At 54.3% G+C, this 16,678-nt stretch carries 15 protein-coding genes and 2 pseudogenes; 5 read left to right on the forward strand and 12 right to left on the reverse strand.

The features are described from left to right. Position 1 precedes the first annotated feature (1 nt). Positions 2 to 1,198, forward strand: a complete 1,197-nt coding sequence (locus L1889_RS17625) for an MFS transporter (RefSeq protein WP_238666314.1) — start codon at positions 2 to 4, stop codon at positions 1,196 to 1,198. A gap of 308 nt (positions 1,199 to 1,506) precedes the next feature. Here the strand turns inward: L1889_RS17625 and L1889_RS17630 are convergent. Further along, positions 1,507 to 2,671: pseudogene (locus tag L1889_RS17630) on the reverse strand (calcium:cation antiporter). A 492-nt stretch (positions 2,672 to 3,163) separates the two neighbouring features. On the opposite strand from L1889_RS17630, the gene L1889_RS17635 reads away from it, so the two are divergent. Continuing rightward, on the forward strand, positions 3,164 to 3,592 hold the full coding sequence (locus L1889_RS17635) for a VOC family protein (protein ID WP_238666315.1): 429 nt from the start codon (positions 3,164 to 3,166) through the stop codon (positions 3,590 to 3,592). 126 nt (positions 3,593 to 3,718) lie between these two features. Here the strand turns inward: L1889_RS17635 and L1889_RS18630 are convergent, their stop codons facing one another. The 11 genes and pseudogenes from L1889_RS18630 to L1889_RS17685 all read right to left on the reverse strand — a co-directional run bounded on the left by L1889_RS18630 (position 3,719) and on the right by L1889_RS17685 (position 14,588). Beyond that, positions 3,719 to 4,048 (reverse strand): nucleotidyltransferase family protein, encoded by a 330-nt coding sequence (locus L1889_RS18630; protein WP_308217702.1) that lies wholly within the window; start codon positions 4,046 to 4,048, stop codon positions 3,719 to 3,721. After that, positions 3,954 to 4,313: an NTP transferase domain-containing protein gene (locus tag L1889_RS19345; protein ID WP_372871884.1), complete on the reverse strand. Its 360-nt coding sequence runs from the start codon at positions 4,311 to 4,313 to the stop codon at positions 3,954 to 3,956. The genes L1889_RS18630 and L1889_RS19345 overlap by 95 nt, the downstream gene beginning before the upstream one ends. A gap of 8 nt (positions 4,314 to 4,321) precedes the next feature. After that, positions 4,322 to 5,338, reverse strand: a complete 1,017-nt coding sequence (locus L1889_RS17645; protein WP_238666316.1) for an XdhC family protein — start codon at positions 5,336 to 5,338, stop codon at positions 4,322 to 4,324. Between the two features lie 15 nt (positions 5,339 to 5,353). Then, the gene (locus L1889_RS17650; protein WP_238666317.1) at positions 5,354 to 5,833 is read right to left on the reverse strand and encodes a helix-turn-helix domain-containing protein; all 480 of its coding nucleotides are present in this window, start codon (positions 5,831 to 5,833) and stop codon (positions 5,354 to 5,356) included. A 20-nt stretch (positions 5,834 to 5,853) separates the two neighbouring features. Beyond that, a complete protein-coding gene (locus L1889_RS17655; protein ID WP_238666318.1) occupies positions 5,854 to 6,219 on the reverse strand; it encodes an AraC family ligand binding domain-containing protein in 366 nt (121 codons plus the stop codon). A gap of 150 nt (positions 6,220 to 6,369) precedes the next feature. Beyond that, entirely contained in the window at positions 6,370 to 7,575 is a 1,206-nt protein-coding gene (locus tag L1889_RS17660) for an MFS transporter (protein WP_238666319.1), read from the reverse strand. A gap of 207 nt (positions 7,576 to 7,782) precedes the next feature. Then, on the reverse strand, positions 7,783 to 8,589 hold the full coding sequence (locus L1889_RS17665; RefSeq protein WP_238666320.1) for an enoyl-CoA hydratase/isomerase family protein: 807 nt from the start codon (positions 8,587 to 8,589) through the stop codon (positions 7,783 to 7,785). 27 nt (positions 8,590 to 8,616) lie between these two features. Then, on the reverse strand, positions 8,617 to 10,167 hold the full coding sequence (locus L1889_RS17670; protein WP_238666321.1) for an AMP-binding protein: 1,551 nt from the start codon (positions 10,165 to 10,167) through the stop codon (positions 8,617 to 8,619). Positions 10,168 to 10,209: 42 nt separating this feature from the next. Beyond that, positions 10,210 to 10,746 (reverse strand): (2Fe-2S)-binding protein, encoded by a 537-nt coding sequence (locus tag L1889_RS17675; protein ID WP_238666322.1) that lies wholly within the window; start codon positions 10,744 to 10,746, stop codon positions 10,210 to 10,212. Between the two features lie 4 nt (positions 10,747 to 10,750). Then, a pseudogene (locus L1889_RS17680) lies at positions 10,751 to 11,586 on the reverse strand (FAD binding domain-containing protein). Then, positions 11,583 to 14,588, reverse strand: coding sequence for a xanthine dehydrogenase family protein molybdopterin-binding subunit (locus L1889_RS17685; RefSeq protein WP_238666323.1), 3,006 nt, complete (start codon positions 14,586 to 14,588; stop codon positions 11,583 to 11,585). The pseudogene L1889_RS17680 and the gene L1889_RS17685 overlap by 4 nt, the downstream one beginning before the upstream one ends. A 271-nt stretch (positions 14,589 to 14,859) precedes the next feature. Between L1889_RS17685 and L1889_RS17690 the strand changes: the two genes are divergently transcribed. From L1889_RS17690 to brnQ, 3 genes are all read left to right on the forward strand, one after another. Continuing rightward, positions 14,860 to 15,102 carry a hypothetical protein gene (locus tag L1889_RS17690; RefSeq protein WP_238666324.1) on the forward strand — a complete coding sequence of 81 codons (243 nt, stop codon included), beginning with the start codon at positions 14,860 to 14,862 and terminating at the stop codon, positions 15,100 to 15,102. A 182-nt stretch (positions 15,103 to 15,284) separates the two neighbouring features. Beyond that, the gene (locus L1889_RS18960; RefSeq protein WP_308217703.1) at positions 15,285 to 15,683 is read left to right on the forward strand and encodes a branched-chain amino acid transport system II carrier protein; all 399 of its coding nucleotides are present in this window, start codon (positions 15,285 to 15,287) and stop codon (positions 15,681 to 15,683) included. Beyond that, the gene (gene brnQ / locus L1889_RS17695; protein WP_308217707.1) at positions 15,617 to 16,585 is read left to right on the forward strand and encodes a branched-chain amino acid transport system II carrier protein; all 969 of its coding nucleotides are present in this window, start codon (positions 15,617 to 15,619) and stop codon (positions 16,583 to 16,585) included. Before L1889_RS18960 ends, brnQ begins: the two co-directional genes overlap by 67 nt. Positions 16,586 to 16,678: the final 93 nt, after the last annotated feature.

Below are 16,678 nucleotides of genomic sequence, written 5' to 3' on the forward strand. Positions count from 1 at the left end.
TATGCAGCCTGATAGCCGTCGCTGGAAAGTACTGGGTTTAATGGCGCTTGCCATTATGCTGGTTATGACAACCTGGTTTTCAGCGACGGCAGTAGTGCTGCAGCTAACCGAGCATCTGGGTCTTAGCGATAGTGGGCGCGTCTGGCTCACTATCTCAGTCCAGCTTGGTTTTGTGGCCGGCGCTTTATGCTCGGCCTTTTTCGGTTGCGCAGACCGCTTCACCGGACGAACGCTGATACTGTCGGGTTCGCTGCTGGTAGCGGCCATCAATTTGTCGGTATTGTGGCTCGACAGCGCAGGGCTGGTCATTGTTGCCCGGCTATTCACGGGCTTTTTCCTGGCCATCGTGTATCCCCCTGCCATGAAGCTTACCGCCACCTGGTTCTTGAAGCAGCGAGGGGTCGCCCTGGGCACGCTGATCGCTGCTATTACCATAGGTACCGCAACTCCCCATCTGGTGAATGCCTTGGGCGGTCTGGCCTGGGAGGTCGTGATCGTCTGCACCTCGATCTTTGCGCTGGCAGGTGGCGTGATCGTGGCGCTGTTTATTTCCGAGGGGCCTTATCCCTATCCCAGCTACCCCTTCAATCTGGCCGCAGCGATGCGTGCCTTCCGGAATCCGGCCGTGGCTTGGGTAACCGTCGGGTATTTGGGGCATATGTGGGAGCTTTACGCCATGTGGGCGTGGTTTGCCGTGTTTTTTCAGTTTGTGCTTGATAAGGCCGCTATTGCCAACAGTGGGATACTGGCTTCATCAGCCACTTTCGTGGTGATTGCCGTTGGCGGCGTGGGTTGCGTATTAGCCGGCCTGACCAGTGACCGGTTCGGGCGCGCCAGCACGGCCTTTTGGGCATTGGTCGTGTCTGGTTTAATGGCCGCCAGCATTGGTTTTCTGAACGCTTACCCTTTACTGGTGTTTTTCCTTGCCCTGGTATGGGGGATCACCATTGTTGCCGATTCCGCACAGTTTTCGGCCTTGTTAACTGAGGTGGCCCAGGGCGAGTATGTGGGTTCGGTGCTTACTATTCAGGTGGCATTGGGCTATTTGTTAACGGTGCCGATTATTTGGCTGGTGCCGGTGCTGGTAAGAAATCTGGGCTGGGGAGCGGCGTTTCTTTCCTTAAGTCTGGGCTCACTGGTGGGGGCTTATGCTATGCGGCGGACGAAGCGGTTGATGGTGTTGCGGGAGGTGACGTAGCGGAGGCTTTTGGGCTGCTTTTGGGTCAGTGCTGAAGTCCCCTCGTCCCTCTGCGTGTGAGCTTGGCGTTGAGCGGTGCTTCGCACTGCCCTTGAACGTCGAGGAAAGCAGGCGTTCGCGAACTTGCGCTGCGCGCTTCGAACAGCGCTCACTTTTTTCCTGCTTTCCTCAACGTTCGCGGCGCTCCCCGATGCGCTCGCACGCAGAGGGGCGAGGGGACTTAGGGTGCTAATTCCAATAACCACAAAACGGCATCAGGCTGAAAAGTATCAAATGTTCAAACGGAGGCTAGTGCGTAAATGACCGGTTTATGGGTAGAACAGCAGCAGACCAAACACGGCAAATACGGTTAGGTGCAGGTATCCTTGAATCGGTGAGGTACGTTGTCCATTAAAAGTCAGCATGCTCACGGCTGCGGTGATGATGAAAAGGGTTGTATCTGCGTTGGAGATGCCCATGACCACCTGTTTGCCGGTGATCAGGCCGATGATCAGAACTGCCGGAACGGTCAGGCCAGCGGTGGATACGAAGGCGCCCAGGCACAGGTTGACGGCCCGCTGCATTTCATTGTTCATCGCCGCTTTAACCGCCGTGATCGACTCAGGCGTAAATACGATGATGGCAATGAGCACTCCACCCACTGCGATGGGTGCGCCGGAGGCAGCGATGCCGTAGTCGGTGACGATAGCGAGGTCGTGGGCAAGCAGCACGATAGGAAGAATCAGGGCCAGCAGTACGCAGGAGCGAATCACCAGGGCACGCGTAGAGGGTGAGTCGGATGCGGAAGTGCCGACGTTTTGTTCCTGCCCTAGGGTATCCGTACTGGTGTTGATCGTCATGGTTTCCTGCCGGTGGCTGGATGAAGTACCGACGATGGCTGCGCATCTGCATCCACAGGAAAATACCGTACAGCAGCGTGGTCAGTATCGAGATGCCAATTGCCTGCGTCGCCGAGAACTCTCCTGCGATGCTTGTGTAATTTGGCAGCACCAGTGCGATGCTGGTGAGCAGGATGATCATCGAGAGGTAGGCGACTGCGCCTTGGGCATTGAATTCCTGGTCGCCATGGCGAGCCGAGCCGGCAATCAGGCAGAGGCCCATTACCAGATTCAGAATGATCATCATTACGGCAAAAATGGAGTCCCGTCCGATGGTTGGGAACTCACCGGGCCCAAGCAGCACGGATACGATCAGGATCACTTCGATCAGGACGATCGATAGTGTAAGAATCAGGGTGCCATAGGGCTCGCCTAGTTGATGCGCCAGGTGGTCGGCTTCCCGCACGACACCAAATGATGCTGTCAGGATGGTAACAAAGAGGACAATGAAGACGACGACTGCCGTTGTTGTGCTGAGTGGTTCGCCCAGCCATTTTGCGCCGAAGAGTATGAATAGCCCTACGACCAGCCATGAGCCCAGCAGTCTGAGCCGGGTGAGGGGCGGGATAATTTGCTGCAGTCCGGGGTTTTTCATTGGAACTCTCTCGTGTTTGGGTGAACGAGGATATGAAGGTCAGCCATGATGTCTCCATCAGAAGTGTAGGGCCGTCCCTTTGTCGTTTTGCCAAACCGAGGCCGTCCTCAGTCAGGTTTGAATGGATTTGTTCAAACCTTTGCATCTTATCATGTGAAGTTCTGGCTGCAACATCAGTGGAGCCGTCCCCTCGGCCCTCTGCGTGCGAGCTTAGCGTTGAGCGGTGCTGCGCACTACCCTTGAACGGTGAGGAAAGCAGGCGTTCGCGAACTCGCGCTGCGCGCTTCGGACAGCGCTCACTTTTTCCTGCTTTCCTCACCGTTCGCGGCGCTCCCCGATGCGCTCGCACGCAGAGGGCCGAGGGGACTGAGGGTGTTGGGTTCTCGTAAGTGTTTGACGAAACGATGGTGATTTTCGCCATGATAAAGGTGATTTTGATGGGCGCTGTGCTAAAGTTTTAATCACTCTGGCCCCAATTATCAGGAGCATGACATGGAGAAAAAGGTACTGCATCGAGGCCGTTTGATTGATCACATTGGGCTGGTCGTTCGGGATCTGGCTGTCAGCAAGAACTTCTACAGCGCTGTCTTCGGCGCACTGAAGATTCCTATGGGGGGTTCCGACGAGAGCAACTTTTGGGCAGATGAACTGTTCATATCGACTTCAGATAGCGACGAGGTGCAAGGCGAGCTGACTGGCCGCCATCACCTGGCTTTCCAGGCGCAAGATCGGGCGATGGTGGATGCTTTCTACCAAGCAGCATTGGCTCATGGCGGAAGAGATAACGGCGCACCAGGCGAACGTTCTTACCATCCTGGTTATTACGCGGCCTTTGTCCTGGATCCGGATGGCAACAATATCGAAGCCGTTTTTCACGGCGAGGCCGATCGCAGTGCGGCTTCGGTGCGAATCGCGTTTTGAGTGTCGTTGTTGTGGGGGCTTAGGCTCAGGGAGAGCCGCAACGTGTTGATGCTATGTAATAGCTGGGCTTATTCGCCCTTCAGGATTTTTAATCCTGCAAAGGCAAATGACACCGCGAAAATACCGTTAAATTAGCGTTGAAAACCGCAAATCACTAGGCACATCAATATCCATAACCGTTCCAGCATCCTCGCTATTTATCCACAGGGCCTGCTCACGATAACGCTGAAACAGCGGCTGTGCACCCAGGTTATCGGGCAATTGCAGTAAATCGTCAGCCAAATCGCGATGAAATGCCACTGGATGTCCTGGACGTTGCTGAAACAACGGCCGCGCCAGTAAACCATTGCCTTTAAGCGCCTCAACCAGTTGTTGATAGCTTTGAGGCTTTATATAAGGCATGTCTGCCAAGGCAAGGATCCAGCCCGCAGAAGGGGGGCATGGCCGCGATCGCACATTTCAAACTGGCACCCATTCCAAGATGCGCCTGTGTACAACTAAGCTGCAACGCATCAAGGTGCTGCGTCGCCTGCCAGCTTTCAGCAGAACGCGGCCCGTGAACAATAATCATCTGATCACAATGTTGCCGCAAATTGCAGGCGCTACGTTCAATAACGGTATTTTCGCAATCAACAGCCTGGACCAGTTTGAAGCACCTTCCGCTGCTGTCAAAGCGCTTACCGACACCCGCGGCCAAAAGAATGCCAACAATAGCTGCCATATTATGCGTTAACCCAGAACCAAATCGTACTGATCCTTAGCTTCAGCCACATTCATGGTTGTGTTTAGAGCCACCTTGTTTTTAACAGCAATAATTTCAGCCATAATACTCACCGCAATTTCTGGCGGAGTCTTACTGCCAATATAAATACCTACCGGGCCCCGCAAACGAGCCAGACTTTCGGCGCTCTGGTCAAAGTATTCGAGCAGGCGCTCTCGGCGCGCCTGATTATTACGTCTTGAGCCAATCGCACCAATGTAAAAAGCCGACGTATCAAGCGCTTCGAGTAAGGCGAGATCATCGAGCTTCGGGTCGTGCGTCAAGGTAACAATACAGGTACGCGCATCTGCTTTAAATGCCGCTACGGTATCGTCTGGCATAGTGCTGACAAGCTCTACCCCTTTCACTGACCAGGTGCTGCTGTGCTCAATACGAGGGTCGCAGACGGTGACTTTAAAGCCATTAAACAACGCCATCGTCGCAAGATACTCGCCCAGGGCTCCAGCCCCGATAATCAGCATTCTGTAGGCGGGCCCAAAACAGGCTGTGATGGCGTTCTGGCTTACTGTCAGCGGAGCTGGTTCTTTGGCACTCGACAAGGTAACGGCACCATCAGGCTGCTGTACCGTTCTTAGCATGAGCTTGCCTGCCTCCAGAGCCTCTAGTAAAGAAGTCAATTGTCCGGCGTCGGGATTGAACTCAATAAGCAGTTCCAGCGTACCGCCGCAGGGCAAGCCAAAGCGATGCGCTTCATCGGCGCTGATCCCATATTTCAGGCTTTGTGTCCCTGTGGTCGAATGCCACGACGTATCGCCGCTATGCACCAATTTGTGAATTAAATCATCTTCAATGCAGCCGCCAGAGACTGAACCTATCACTACGCCGGAAGCATTCAGCGCCATGATCGAGCCCTCGGGCCTGGGCGATGAGCCCCATGTTTGAATTACCGTGATCAGGGCAGCAGGCTCTTTCAGGGCACGCCACCGCTGAAGTTGCTTAATGACAAGAAGGTCGATGTTATCCATGAATGGACTCGCTGTTTAAATAAAGACTTCGTTCTGTTCAAACACATCGACGGCACGCCGAAATTCGCTGGGGGTGATACCCAGGTGCTGCCTGAAGAAGCGGGTGAAATGACCAGGCGCTGAAAAGCCGATGTCGTACGAAATGTCGCTGATGGGATGGTGATGAGTGCTTAAGGATTTGATTGCGCTTTCGACCCGGAGCACGTTTGCATATACGGCTGGGGTCAGGTTGGTGTTACGTTTGAAAAGTTCAAAGAAATGGGCCCTGGACAGGCCGCACTGTACTGCCAGGTGATCAAGATCCAGGCCATTTGATACGTTGTTTTGCATGTAGGTGATGGCTCGGCGTATACGTGGATCAGTAGGGCGCGAGCGCAGGCTATATAGCAAAGAGTTAAAGTTTTTCAATTCAGAATTATGCTCAACCGTAGCCATGAATAAATCAAAAATACGGCTTTCCAGGGTTTCTGAGGGAATGTCGTCGGAAATCATCATTTCCGCTGCCAGAGAATCAGTTAGCAGTCTGGCCGCGGGCGGCAATAGGGTGCATGGCTTGGGAAAAAATGAGGGTGGCTGCTAACCGTCAAGGCCTGAAGAATATCGCCTAACCAAGCGGTTTCAAGATAGAGCGCAAGCAAAATGCATCGGCCTTCACCACTGGGAGTGTGTACGTAGGCATGAGGCTCCCACGCGTTAACCAGCACCACGCTGTCATCGGTTAAAGGCTGATTTTTACCTTTGACTGAAAAATAGCTGTCCACCCCACTTACCTTGATCAGGGCATGGCAATGATGGTGGGCATGTACAACCAGCGGTTTGCTCATGTCGAGCAATGACACACGGCCAAACTTGCCTTGAAATATTTTTAACGCGGTCGACATGTAGCAAACCTTTTGCTCTGAATTGCTGCTGTGTATAAATTCCTGTTTCTCTGTTTTTATTGTTTTTGTTGTTGAGATTTCAACTACTGATATTACCTGAGAATATCTGAAAAATCCTGCCGTGAGCCACGGCAGGATAGCGTTATAGCTTTATTTGAAGTTTCCTTGGGTTTCAGGCGTAACCAAGGCACCCACTAAATAAACGGCAGCTAAACATGCCGAACTGATGGCCAGTACGTATGGAATATCAGCAGGGGTGCTGCTCACCAGCGACACAACGGTAGGCATCATTCCACCTAATGCGAAGCCTATGTTCCATGACAAGCCGGTACCGCTGGCCCGCAATACAGTCGGGAATCGTTCGTTCAGAAAAATCAGCACAGGGGCAATAATGCCGCCGCCCAATACGGATATTCCGCAGGTGATCATGGTGATGGTGCTGAGCTCAAGGCCGGGCTGAATCCGGGTAAACAGCGTAGGCAATCCGAACAGGCACAGCACACCAAGCAGCAGGAAGGTTTTCTTTCTGCCAATCTTGTCGCTAAGGCCACCAAATACAAGCGCACCTACGATGGTTCCAACTGAGCTGAGGATCAGCACAGTGGAGGCGTTTTCATGGCTGACTCCGGCGACCATGTCAAGCAATGTCGGAAGATAGCCTGCCGTGATGTAGTAAGTTGCACCGCCGCCAAAGGTGATCAGCAGGTTTAGCAGCATGTTGTTGCGATACTCGCCAAAGAACAAGGTACGCAGCGGTTTGGCGGGTTTAGCGGATGCGCCTTGCTTCAGACGGTCAGCCTGCATTTGACGGAATGCAGGTGTTTCGTCAATTAAGCGGTACATGATCAAACCGAAGAAAGTACTGATCAGGCCGCTAAAGAACATCACACGCCAGCCGAACTCGTCGAAGGCCTCACCGGGGTAAATGCGTGACAGCACGAAGTAAGCAAATGAAGCCATGAGCGCACCCATGCCAGCACCACCACTTCCGATCAGACCCGACATTAAACCGCGGTGTTTAGGCGAGATCGATTCGGTACCAATGGTATGCGTAGAGGCAACAATGCCCCCTACAAAAATACCTTGGACAATTCGAAGAAGTATAAACAGGATTGGCGCCACTATACCCACTTGGTGAATAGTAGGCAGCAGGCCAAAGGCAGCAGTGGCTAAGCCTACACCAACCATGGCAATCAGCAGGGCGCGCTTGCGGCCATGCTTATCGGCGTAGCTTCCAAATATTGCCGAGCCTACAGGGCGCACCAATAGTGCTACGGCGAATGAGGCATAGACTGCAGCCAAAGATAGCGTGGGCTGGTCTGACGGGAAAAACAGGCGCCCAATAATAGGGGCCACGTACAAAAGAATAAACAGGTCAAAAAGGTCCAGTGCCCAGCCAAAGGTTGAGGCAAGGCCAGCAAAAAAGCTTTGCGAGGCGGAACTGAAGCATGGGTTATTTCGGGTGTACTACTTGTGCCACCCAGTTGATTAGCTTGCATTGACACGTCTCCACGAGATTGTTTTTTTTGTCATTAAGGGGAGCGGAACCCGCTCCTTCTGAAATTACTGGCCAACGAATACCGCTTTACGCTTGTCGTGAAAGGCTTCTACCCCTTCCCGGAAATCGTCCGAGCTACGCAGGCGGCTGTAACAATGGCCTTCCAGCTCGATTGCAGCGCTTAGTGAGCAGTCTTCACTGTCATTGAGCAGCTTTTTGGCAGTGCGTTGTGCGAGTGGAGAAAACTCCACCAGTTCGGCAACCAATTTATCGGTGGCAGGCTCAAGGTCTGCATCGCCGACACACTCAAGGGCGATGCCCCAGTCGTAAGCCTGTTTGCCTGGGATACGGCGTGAACGCATGACGATGTCTTTGGTGCGCCCAATACCCACCATGCTTTGCAGGCGGGCAGAACCACCTGAACCCGGGATCTGACCCAGCTTTTGTTCCGGCAGTGCGTACCGTGTGGTTTCGGTCACGATGCGAAAGTCGCAGGCCAGTGAAATCTCAAAGCCCACACCAAAGCAATAACCACGATTGGCGGCGATGACTGGCTTTGAGCAGCGCTCGGGAGCAGCAATGTTCCACGCGAGTCTGGATACGTGCTCAGGAGACGCTTCCAGAAAGCCACGGATGTCGCCGCCGCTTGAAAAATGTTCGCCTTCAGCACGCAATACGATTACGCGTACGCGGTCGTCATGATCCAGCGATTCAAAGACCAGGCGCAATTGTTCACGCTGTGGCATGGAAATGATATTGAAGGGAGGGCGGCCAAGAATAATATCGGCACGTTGCTGTTTTTCGTCGATTTCAACACGAAAACCATCCAGTTCATTCAATAAAGTGTGGGCCGGGTGAGTTAGGGCGCTCATGTCTTTATTCCTTTGTTTTAAAATGTATTAGTTGATGCCCATGGCAGGGCTAGGCTGGGCATCAAGCAGGTATTCGCCTGAAACCAATTTGCGGCGTAGTATCTTGCCTACCGGAGACTTAGGAATCTCACTCACGAATACGTAGTCGCGCGGACGCTTGAAATTTGCCAGGTCAGTGCTACGGCAATAGCCGTCGAGTTCGTCGGCGGTTACTTCACTTTTTCGTTTTATAAAGGCCACTACGCGCTGCCCCCAGCGATCATCAGCCAGACCGGCAACGGCAACCTCGTCGACGCAAGGGTGCAGGGACAAAACTGATTCAATATCCACGGGCGATATGTTTTCTCCGCCGCTGATGATCATGTCGTCGACGCGACCACTGACAAACAAGTCACCGTCTGCATCGAAATAGCCGGTATCGCCCGTGAAGTACCACCCTTGATGCAACGACCTGGCATTGGCATCGGGACGATTCCAGTAGCCTTCAAACGACTCGTCACCTTTTAGGTCAGCAATGATTTGTCCTTCTTCCATTGGCACGACGCGATCATCGGGGTTGGTGCTGCCCAGCTTGACCACGCGCAGACGGCAGTTGATACCCGCACGTCCCGACGATCCTGCTTTAAGTCTGGCGTTCTGGCTGATGGACATGGTGTAGACCTCTGAACTGCCATAATGATTAACAAACAGTTCAGGTTTGAAGGCTTCCTCCAGACGCCGTAATAACGACTCGGGCATGGGGGCACCAGCAAAGCCCAGCTTGGTGACCGAGCTAAGATCTGTCGCAGCAAAGTCTGGGTGGGCAAGCAAGTCGTGATAAAGCGTTGGCACTAAATACAGATTGCTGACTTTCTCGGCGGCAATTAGCGACAGTGCTCCAGCCACATCGAATCTTGGCATGCAAACAAAGCATCCATCGACCAAAGCCATAGCCAGTAGCGATCTCACGCCCATGGTGTGATAGAGAGGCATCACGCCCAAGGTGCACTCGCCGGTGCCATACAGATTCTGGGCAACATGGGCCAGGGCGGCAGCACGCTCGTGACGATGACGGCGCGGAACACCTTTGGGCTTGCCAGTAGTTCCCGAGGTATACAGCATCAGCGAGAAGTCGTCAGCTGAGGCTCGGGGGTTTCCATCTATAGGGGTAGCTGCCAATAACGATGAGAAATAGGTGGTTTCGTTGATGTCTTCGTCAATGCTGATTCGGCGCAAGGTTTGAGCGACTAGCGAGGCCTCAACGGCTTCGTAGGCGGAGCCGTCGTAAACCAGTGCCTTGGCGCCGGAGTCCTCCAGGCAATAATCCAGCTCGTCCGGTTTAGAGCGCCAGTTCAATGGCGTAACGATGAGGCCTAAAAACTGACAAGCCCAGTGCAAGGTCGCCATTTCCCAGCGGTTTTGGCACACAATCGCTACGGGGTCCCCGTGCTTGAGGCCCATGGTCTCAAGCCCACCCGCTACCGATTTGATTTTTTCGAACCATTGTGCGTAGTTCATGCGTACGTTATTAGCTGTAATCGCCAACGCGTTGGGGTTGCGTTCCACGCTTTGTAAGTACGTACTTCCTAAATCAAGCATTGTTGCTCTCCAGAGTTTTCGTTTTTTTATTGCTGTGCCGCTTCAAGAAACAAGGGCTCCCTTGGGCGAAACCGAGCCGTCGGTGTGGCGTAAGGAGCCTGCTTTATGGGCGACTTCTAAAATGGCCTGAACAATGGGGGTGTAGCCGGTGCAACGGCAGAGATGCCCGGAAAGCATGTCTCTGACTTCGGCCTCACTAGGCTGGGGATAGAGCTGTAGAAAATGCATGCAGGACATTAAGATGCCAGCAGTGCAGAACCCACATTGCAAGGCATGATGTTTCTTGAAAGCCGCTTGCAGCTCGTTGAGTACGCCATGCTCATCGGCGAGACCTTCAACGGTTTGCACCAAAGCTCCGTCAACCTGCACAGCCAGGCACAGACAGGAGCGCGTTGCGACCCCGTCGATCAGTACCGTGCAGGCGCCGCACACACCGTGTTCACAGCCCACATGCGTGCCGGTAGCGCCCAGGTCGTGACGTAAAAAATCAGACAGCAGCGTGCGGCTTTCGATATGGGCCACCCGGGGCTGATCATTGAGCTGCAGCGAGACACGGTGCAATTTGTACTTGTTTGTCATGAGTTCAGGCCTCCTGGCTTAAGCGTTGGCGCGCAGTCTGAATCGTGCTCCAGGCCAGGTGCCGAACCAGATGGCGGCGATAGGCTGCTGTGGCGTGCTGATCGTCCTGGGCTTCCAGCGACCAGGCGAGGTCGTTAATATGGGTTTTTATGGACTCGTCGCTGTCCGGTTTCCACTGCGATATCACAGGCCGGTCCGCGACGCCGCCAATGCCGAGCCGAATCTCATCGGCGTTAAGTTCAACCGCGCAGGCGACAATTGCGAAATCTCCCCTGCGCATGGAGAATTCATCAAAGGCATAGGCATGGCCGGCTTTTTGTGGGGGAAGCGCACTTCAGTCACTAACTCGTCGTTGCGCTTGGCGGTAGTCAGCATTCCAAGTAAAAACTCAGAGGCAGGCAGAGCACGTTTTGCTTTGTGAGACTGCAAGATCACCTCTCCACCGAGCGTTGCCAGGCATAGCGGTAATTCGGCACTGGGGTCGGCATGGGCAATCGAGCCTGCCACGGTGCCACGATTGCGAATCTGGAAATGAGAGATGAAGGGCAGCGTCTCGTGCAAGAGCGGGTGGGTAGCGGCCAGGCCATTCCATTGCTGCAATTGTGATTGGGTTGTACTTGCGCCCACGGCCAGGTACGATTTTTCCGCACGAATGTACGACAGCTCTGCACAGCCTGAAATATCCAGTAGAATTTTTGGCTGCGCCAGACGCATATTCAGTACGGTTACCAATGACTGGCCTCCCGCTAAAATACGGGCGTTTTCTCCTTCGCTAGCCAGACATTGACAGGCTTCAGCTACAGAACTCACTCGTCTATACTCAAAGGCAGCAGGTTTCATCGTTTTATCCCCAAGAAGGCCAGCAGCTTCTGTATAAACGAGCGCTCGGTCTTGAGGCTTTGTCCTGAAGCCTGACGGCCTAGCTGTTCAAAAAGTTGGCCCAGCACGATTTTGGCAGCGCCCTCCAGCATTCGTCCGCCTACGGCAGCGACCTTTCCGTTGACTTCGGCGCTGTACTGATACTGCATCAGCGTGCCGCCTTCGTTCCCGGTCAGGGTGATCTCGCCCGAGCCTTTGGCCCCTCCAAGGGAAGACTTACCTTCGCCGGACAGGCGCAGTGAATGAGGGCGGACGATATCGCTCAGGGCAATATTGGCTTGATAGCGAGCTTTGATCAGGCCAATGCTGATTGTGACGTCAGCGTGATAGGCATTTGGTCCTGCGGGACTTAGCTGCTCACAGCCGGGAATCACTTTGGCGAGCGCCACAGGATCCATCAGGACGTCGAATACCGCTTCCGGCGAAGCCGGTATTTGCGTACTGCCTGAGGCCGTCAATGCCTGACCACCGCCTTTCTTATTCGGTGTCGGAGCTACATGCTTAATGTGAGCGCTAGGAGCGGGGTCGTCAAAACCGATCAGCTCCAGCACTTTGTTGGGCGTTAAAGGCAAGCGTATATCGTGTATATCGCGGATGCTCGACAGCGCATCCGCCACCGCATTCGCCACGCATACCGGTGTGCTCATGTTGTTGCCTTCACCCAAGCCCTTGGCTCCCAATGGGGTGAAGGGGCTGGGCGTCTCCAGATGCACAATTACCGGATCGGGAATTTCGACAGCGGTGGGCACCAGATAGTCAGCAAAGGTGCCCGATTGAAATCCGCCGTCGCCTCCGTACCTAAACTCTTCCATTAATGCCGCGCCCAGCCCCTGGGCGAAGGCACCGCGTATTTGCCCGTCGGCCATGCCCGGATGCAGTAGCGTGCCTGCATCGTGAGCGGTGATGTAACGGTCAATACGAACGGCACCGCTGCTTGCATCAATCTCCAGGCCGCAAATATCAAAGGCGAAGCCATAGGCGGCAGAGGTATTGACGCGGTCATCTTCAGTAGGTGCGGTTAAGGTTTCGGGTGACCAGAACTCGGTCACACGCATACCCAGTTCTTCCTGCTCGGGCAATTCGCCTGGCGCCCAATGACCACTGCTGGCCAGACGTGAAAAAGGGAGTGTCTGGTCTGGATTGCTGACTGCGTAAACCATGTTGTTCTTAAAGACGATATCGCTTTCAGCACAAGCGAGTTGGTGGGCTGCAATACGGGCCAGTTTGGCTTTTATTTTGTTTGCGGCAAGGTGGACTGTGCCCGCTACAGCTCCGGCAAAGCGGCTTGAGTAATTCCCCGACGCTACCGACCAGGCGTCTTTGTTGGTGTCCAGGTCAACGCCGACATTAATATCATCGGGCTGTATGCCCAGCACGTCAGCCACTACCTGCGCACAGACAGTAATGTGCCCCTGGCCTGCGGGTGCGGAAGCAATGATTACGGTCACGCCGCCCAGCAGGTCGATGTTGATAGTGGCTGCGGCGATGGCGCCATTCTTTGGACCAGCCTTAGCTCGTTGTTCGGGGCTTAGGGCTGCCGTGATATAGCCCATATTAGAAATAGAAGGCTCGACGATCGCAGCATAGCCGATGCCGTACAAACGTCCTTCGGCGCGCGCTTTGTCGCGTCGTTTAATCAGTTCGTCCAACCCGCCTTCCTGACAGGCTTTTTCCAGTGCCAGGGGATAGTTTCCGGAATCCAGCAAAGCGCCGGCTGCGGCAGAATAGGGGAATTGATCCGCCTGTATGAAATTACGCCGGTAAATTTCCAAAGGATCCAGATTCAGATGTCTGGCGATACGCTGAACCATGCGTTCAAGGGCGAAATACACCTGCGGTCCGCCAAAACCGCGCACCAGACCAGTGGGGGTCTTGTTGGTCACAACGACCCTGTTACGTACCTTTAAGTTCCGAATCTGGTAAGGCCCGGTCAAGCAGCCGTGCATTCTATAAAATGTTGCTGGCTCGGGGGCACGCAAGTAAGCGCCCACATCATCGAGCTGGTCTAAATCCAGAGCGTCAATACGGCCAGCGTTGTCGAAGGCGGCCCGAATTGTGGTTTTGCGTGCGGTTGCAGAGGTCGCTGCGCTTAAGTGTTCAAGACGGTCTTCCACCCATTTCACGGGCGCGCCACCGGCTTTGCGAGAGGCCAGGCACATCAGTACGACGGCGGTGAACACACTTTGCTTAACGCCAAAGCTGCCGCCCGAGTCTCGTGGACTGCGGTGACGCAAGCGGTTTCCTGGTACTTTCAGGGCCATTGCCATTACGGCATGCATCGAAAACGGGCCCATGAAGTTCGACGTTACGTCGTAGCCTTCGTTACCGGACAGATGCTCTGCAATCACCACGCCGCATTCAATAGGCGTGCATGAGTTGCGAGGATAATGAATCGTCAGTTCCAGCTGGTTTTGTGCTTCCTCAAAGGCACGTCCGGGTTCACCATAGCAAAAGTCACGATCATGCAGCACGTTTGTGCCTACTGCTTCATGCAGTATGGGTGCCTCGGGGGCAATAGCATTATCAATGCTGGTTACCGCTGCAAGGGGCTCGTAATCAACTTCGATCAGTTCAATGGCGTCTTCAGCGATATATCGGCTTTCAGCGATCACGACGGCAATAGGTTCGCCTACGTAACGCACTGTATTCACGGCCAGAGACCAGAGCTCGACGGGTTGTTTGACGCCAGAGATAAAGGGTTTGGACCACGCTTTTACGTCGTCCGGGGTCAATACGGCCCGCACGCCGGGAAGTTGCTCGGCTGCACTAACATTGAGGTTTCGGAGGTGTGCATGAGAGTGTCCAGAGCGCAGCACGGCAGCATGTAATGTACCTGGCTTTACGGCGAGGTCGTCGGCAAAACTGCCGCGTCCGGTCAGCAGTGCGGTATCTTCATGACGTGCTATGGAGCGGCCGACAAAAGGGCGGTCTTCCGTGTTCGTGCTACTTATGGGGGTTGACATACCGGTCTCCGGAACGGCACCTGGCTTTTTTCTTGGACGCAGGGCGTCAAGATTGGCTTTTGCTTAGGTACCTTCCATTTTTTGCTATGTATTCCGTGCGGTTTATTTTGCTAAGTGACGTTTGAGCAGTTTTTTTACAAAGCCTGGATGTGCGGTCGGTGCTATGTGGTCTGCTTCTGACGTACTACACGGATGCGTCTAATACTTATGGGCAAAGTATAGAAAGCCAGCCCTGTGAATCACTTACCCTGGAGTGAGCGGAATTACCTTTTTGTCTGATTCTTTACGGTGTTTTTCCCGGGGCGGTCATCCGCTCAGCCCTTTTGCCGGTGATGCGGGGAGTGTCTCAGTGTTGCAGTCTCCTCGTCCTTTTCCGCATGAGCGCATCGGGGAGCGCCGCGAACGGCGCGCGAAGCAGGGAAAAGTGAGCGCTGTCCGAAGCGCGCAGCGCAAGTTCGCGAACGCCTGCTTTGCGCGCCGTTCAAGGGTAGTGCGCAGCACCGCTCAACGCTAAGCGAGTGCGGAAAAGGACGAGGAGACTGTGAGTATGTAGGCTCTTCTCAGTGAGGAAATGAGACGGAGGGACCATGCCTATGCACGTGGTTTGCCGCATATACCTGATCAGGCTCAAGCCCTGTCCTGTATGATTGCATATGCGGAGCCTACGCTCTTCCACAGCTAATCTATCGGTTCCTTATGACCAGTACCCTTAATACCCGAGACTTGATCGCCTTGGGCTTCATGACGTTCGCCCTTTTTCTGGGAGCGGGCAACATCATCTTTCCTCCCATGGTCGGACAGTTGTCGGGCAATCAGCTATGGTATTCGGCGGTGGGCTTTCTGCTGACGGGCGTCGGCTTGCCATTACTGACGGTCGTGGCGCTGGCACGTGTCGGCGGCGGCATGCCTGCCTTGACTACACCGCTAGGCAAAGGGGCGGGCACCTTGCTGGGAGTGCTCGTATACCTGTGCATCGGCCCCTTTTTGCCACGCCGCGTACCGCTACGGTTTCCTTCGAAGTGGGTTTGGTGCCCTTTATTGGCGCTGGCGGTGTGGCACAAGTGGCGTATACCGTTGTGTATTTTACGGCCGTGATGCTGATCGCCCTGTTTCCGGGTCGGATGATCGATACCGTTGGCAAGATAATCACTCCTGTGCTCATCCTCGCTTTGATCGTGCTGGCAACTGCGGCAGTTTTCATGCCTGCAGGTGTGATTGGTGAACCTACAGGCCTGTACCTGGAAGCGCCTCTCTCGCAAGGCTTTATCCAGGGTTATCAAACGATGGATGCGCTTGGCGCGCTGGTTTTCGGCATTGTCATCATCAATGCCATCCGTAGCCGGGGTATTTCAGAGGCCAGGCTATTGACCCGCTACGCCATCGTTGCTGCGATCATTGCAGCCGTGGGCTTGGCGCTGGTTTACTTGTCGCTGATTCTGCTGGGTGCCAACAGCGGTGTTCTGGCACCCGATGCGTCGACTGGCGCGCCTATTCTTAGCGCTTTTGTCCACTACATTTTTGGACCTATGGGAAGCGCTCTGCTGGCTATTGTCATTACCCTGGCCTGCCTGACCACAGCAGCCGGCCTGGTGTCTGCTTGCGGCGACTATTTCAGCAAGCTCTTGCCAATGTCCTATCGCAGTGTGGTTGTCGCTGTCAGTTTGTTCAGTACGGTTGTTGCAAACATGGGGCTAGAGCAGCTTATTGCGGTGTCTGTGCCAGTGTTGTCCGCGATCTATCCGGTAGCTATTGCATTAGTTGCATTGAGCCTGGCGTCTGCGCTGTGGCGTCGGCCGTCACGGGTGTTTATTCCCACGCTGGGCGTCGCTTCCATATTCGGTGTTATGGACGGCCTGACCGCCGCGGGTTTTGGCTATTTGGTGCCCGAGGCCATTGCTAGCATGCCCGGAGCCAACCTTGGCCTAGGCTGGCTTGTGCCGGTATTGCTGGCGTTGATCGCCTCGGCCACCTATGATCGCTTTCACAAAAATGGCTGAGCTTCTACATAATCTGTAGCACTTTTCTCGGTGCTGTATTGAAAAAGGGCTTTAGGCCTCAGCGCAAAGCCCTTCGATTTATGCTTGGTTCTT

Origin of the sequence: Paenalcaligenes niemegkensis (genome assembly GCF_022230885.1) — a bacterium.
Classification (GTDB): Bacteria; Pseudomonadota; Gammaproteobacteria; order Burkholderiales; family Burkholderiaceae_B; genus Paenalcaligenes; species Paenalcaligenes niemegkensis.

What these genes read in the sequence shown, in the direction of transcription:
- L1889_RS17625 (WP_238666314.1), top strand. Translation starts at nt 2, where the DNA reads ATGCAGCCTGATAGCCGTCGCTGGAAAGTACTGGGTTTAATGGCGCTT.
- L1889_RS17635 (WP_238666315.1), top strand. Translation starts at nt 3,164, where the DNA reads ATGGAGAAAAAGGTACTGCATCGAGGCCGTTTGATTGATCACATTGGG.
- L1889_RS19345 (WP_372871884.1), bottom strand. Translation starts at nt 4,313, where the DNA reads ATGGCAGCTATTGTTGGCATTCTTTTGGCCGCGGGTGTCGGTAAGCGC.
- L1889_RS17645 (WP_238666316.1), bottom strand. Translation starts at nt 5,338, where the DNA reads ATGGATAACATCGACCTTCTTGTCATTAAGCAACTTCAGCGGTGGCGT.
- L1889_RS17650 (WP_238666317.1), bottom strand. Translation starts at nt 5,833, where the DNA reads ATGATGATTTCCGACGACATTCCCTCAGAAACCCTGGAAAGCCGTATT.
- L1889_RS17655 (WP_238666318.1), bottom strand. Translation starts at nt 6,219, where the DNA reads ATGTCGACCGCGTTAAAAATATTTCAAGGCAAGTTTGGCCGTGTGTCA.
- L1889_RS17665 (WP_238666320.1), bottom strand. Translation starts at nt 8,589, where the DNA reads ATGAGCGCCCTAACTCACCCGGCCCACACTTTATTGAATGAACTGGAT.
- L1889_RS17670 (WP_238666321.1), bottom strand. Translation starts at nt 10,167, where the DNA reads ATGCTTGATTTAGGAAGTACGTACTTACAAAGCGTGGAACGCAACCCC.
- L1889_RS17675 (WP_238666322.1), bottom strand. Translation starts at nt 10,746, where the DNA reads ATGACAAACAAGTACAAATTGCACCGTGTCTCGCTGCAGCTCAATGAT.
- L1889_RS17685 (WP_238666323.1), bottom strand. Translation starts at nt 14,588, where the DNA reads ATGTCAACCCCCATAAGTAGCACGAACACGGAAGACCGCCCTTTTGTC.
- L1889_RS18960 (WP_308217703.1), top strand. Translation starts at nt 15,285, where the DNA reads ATGACCAGTACCCTTAATACCCGAGACTTGATCGCCTTGGGCTTCATG.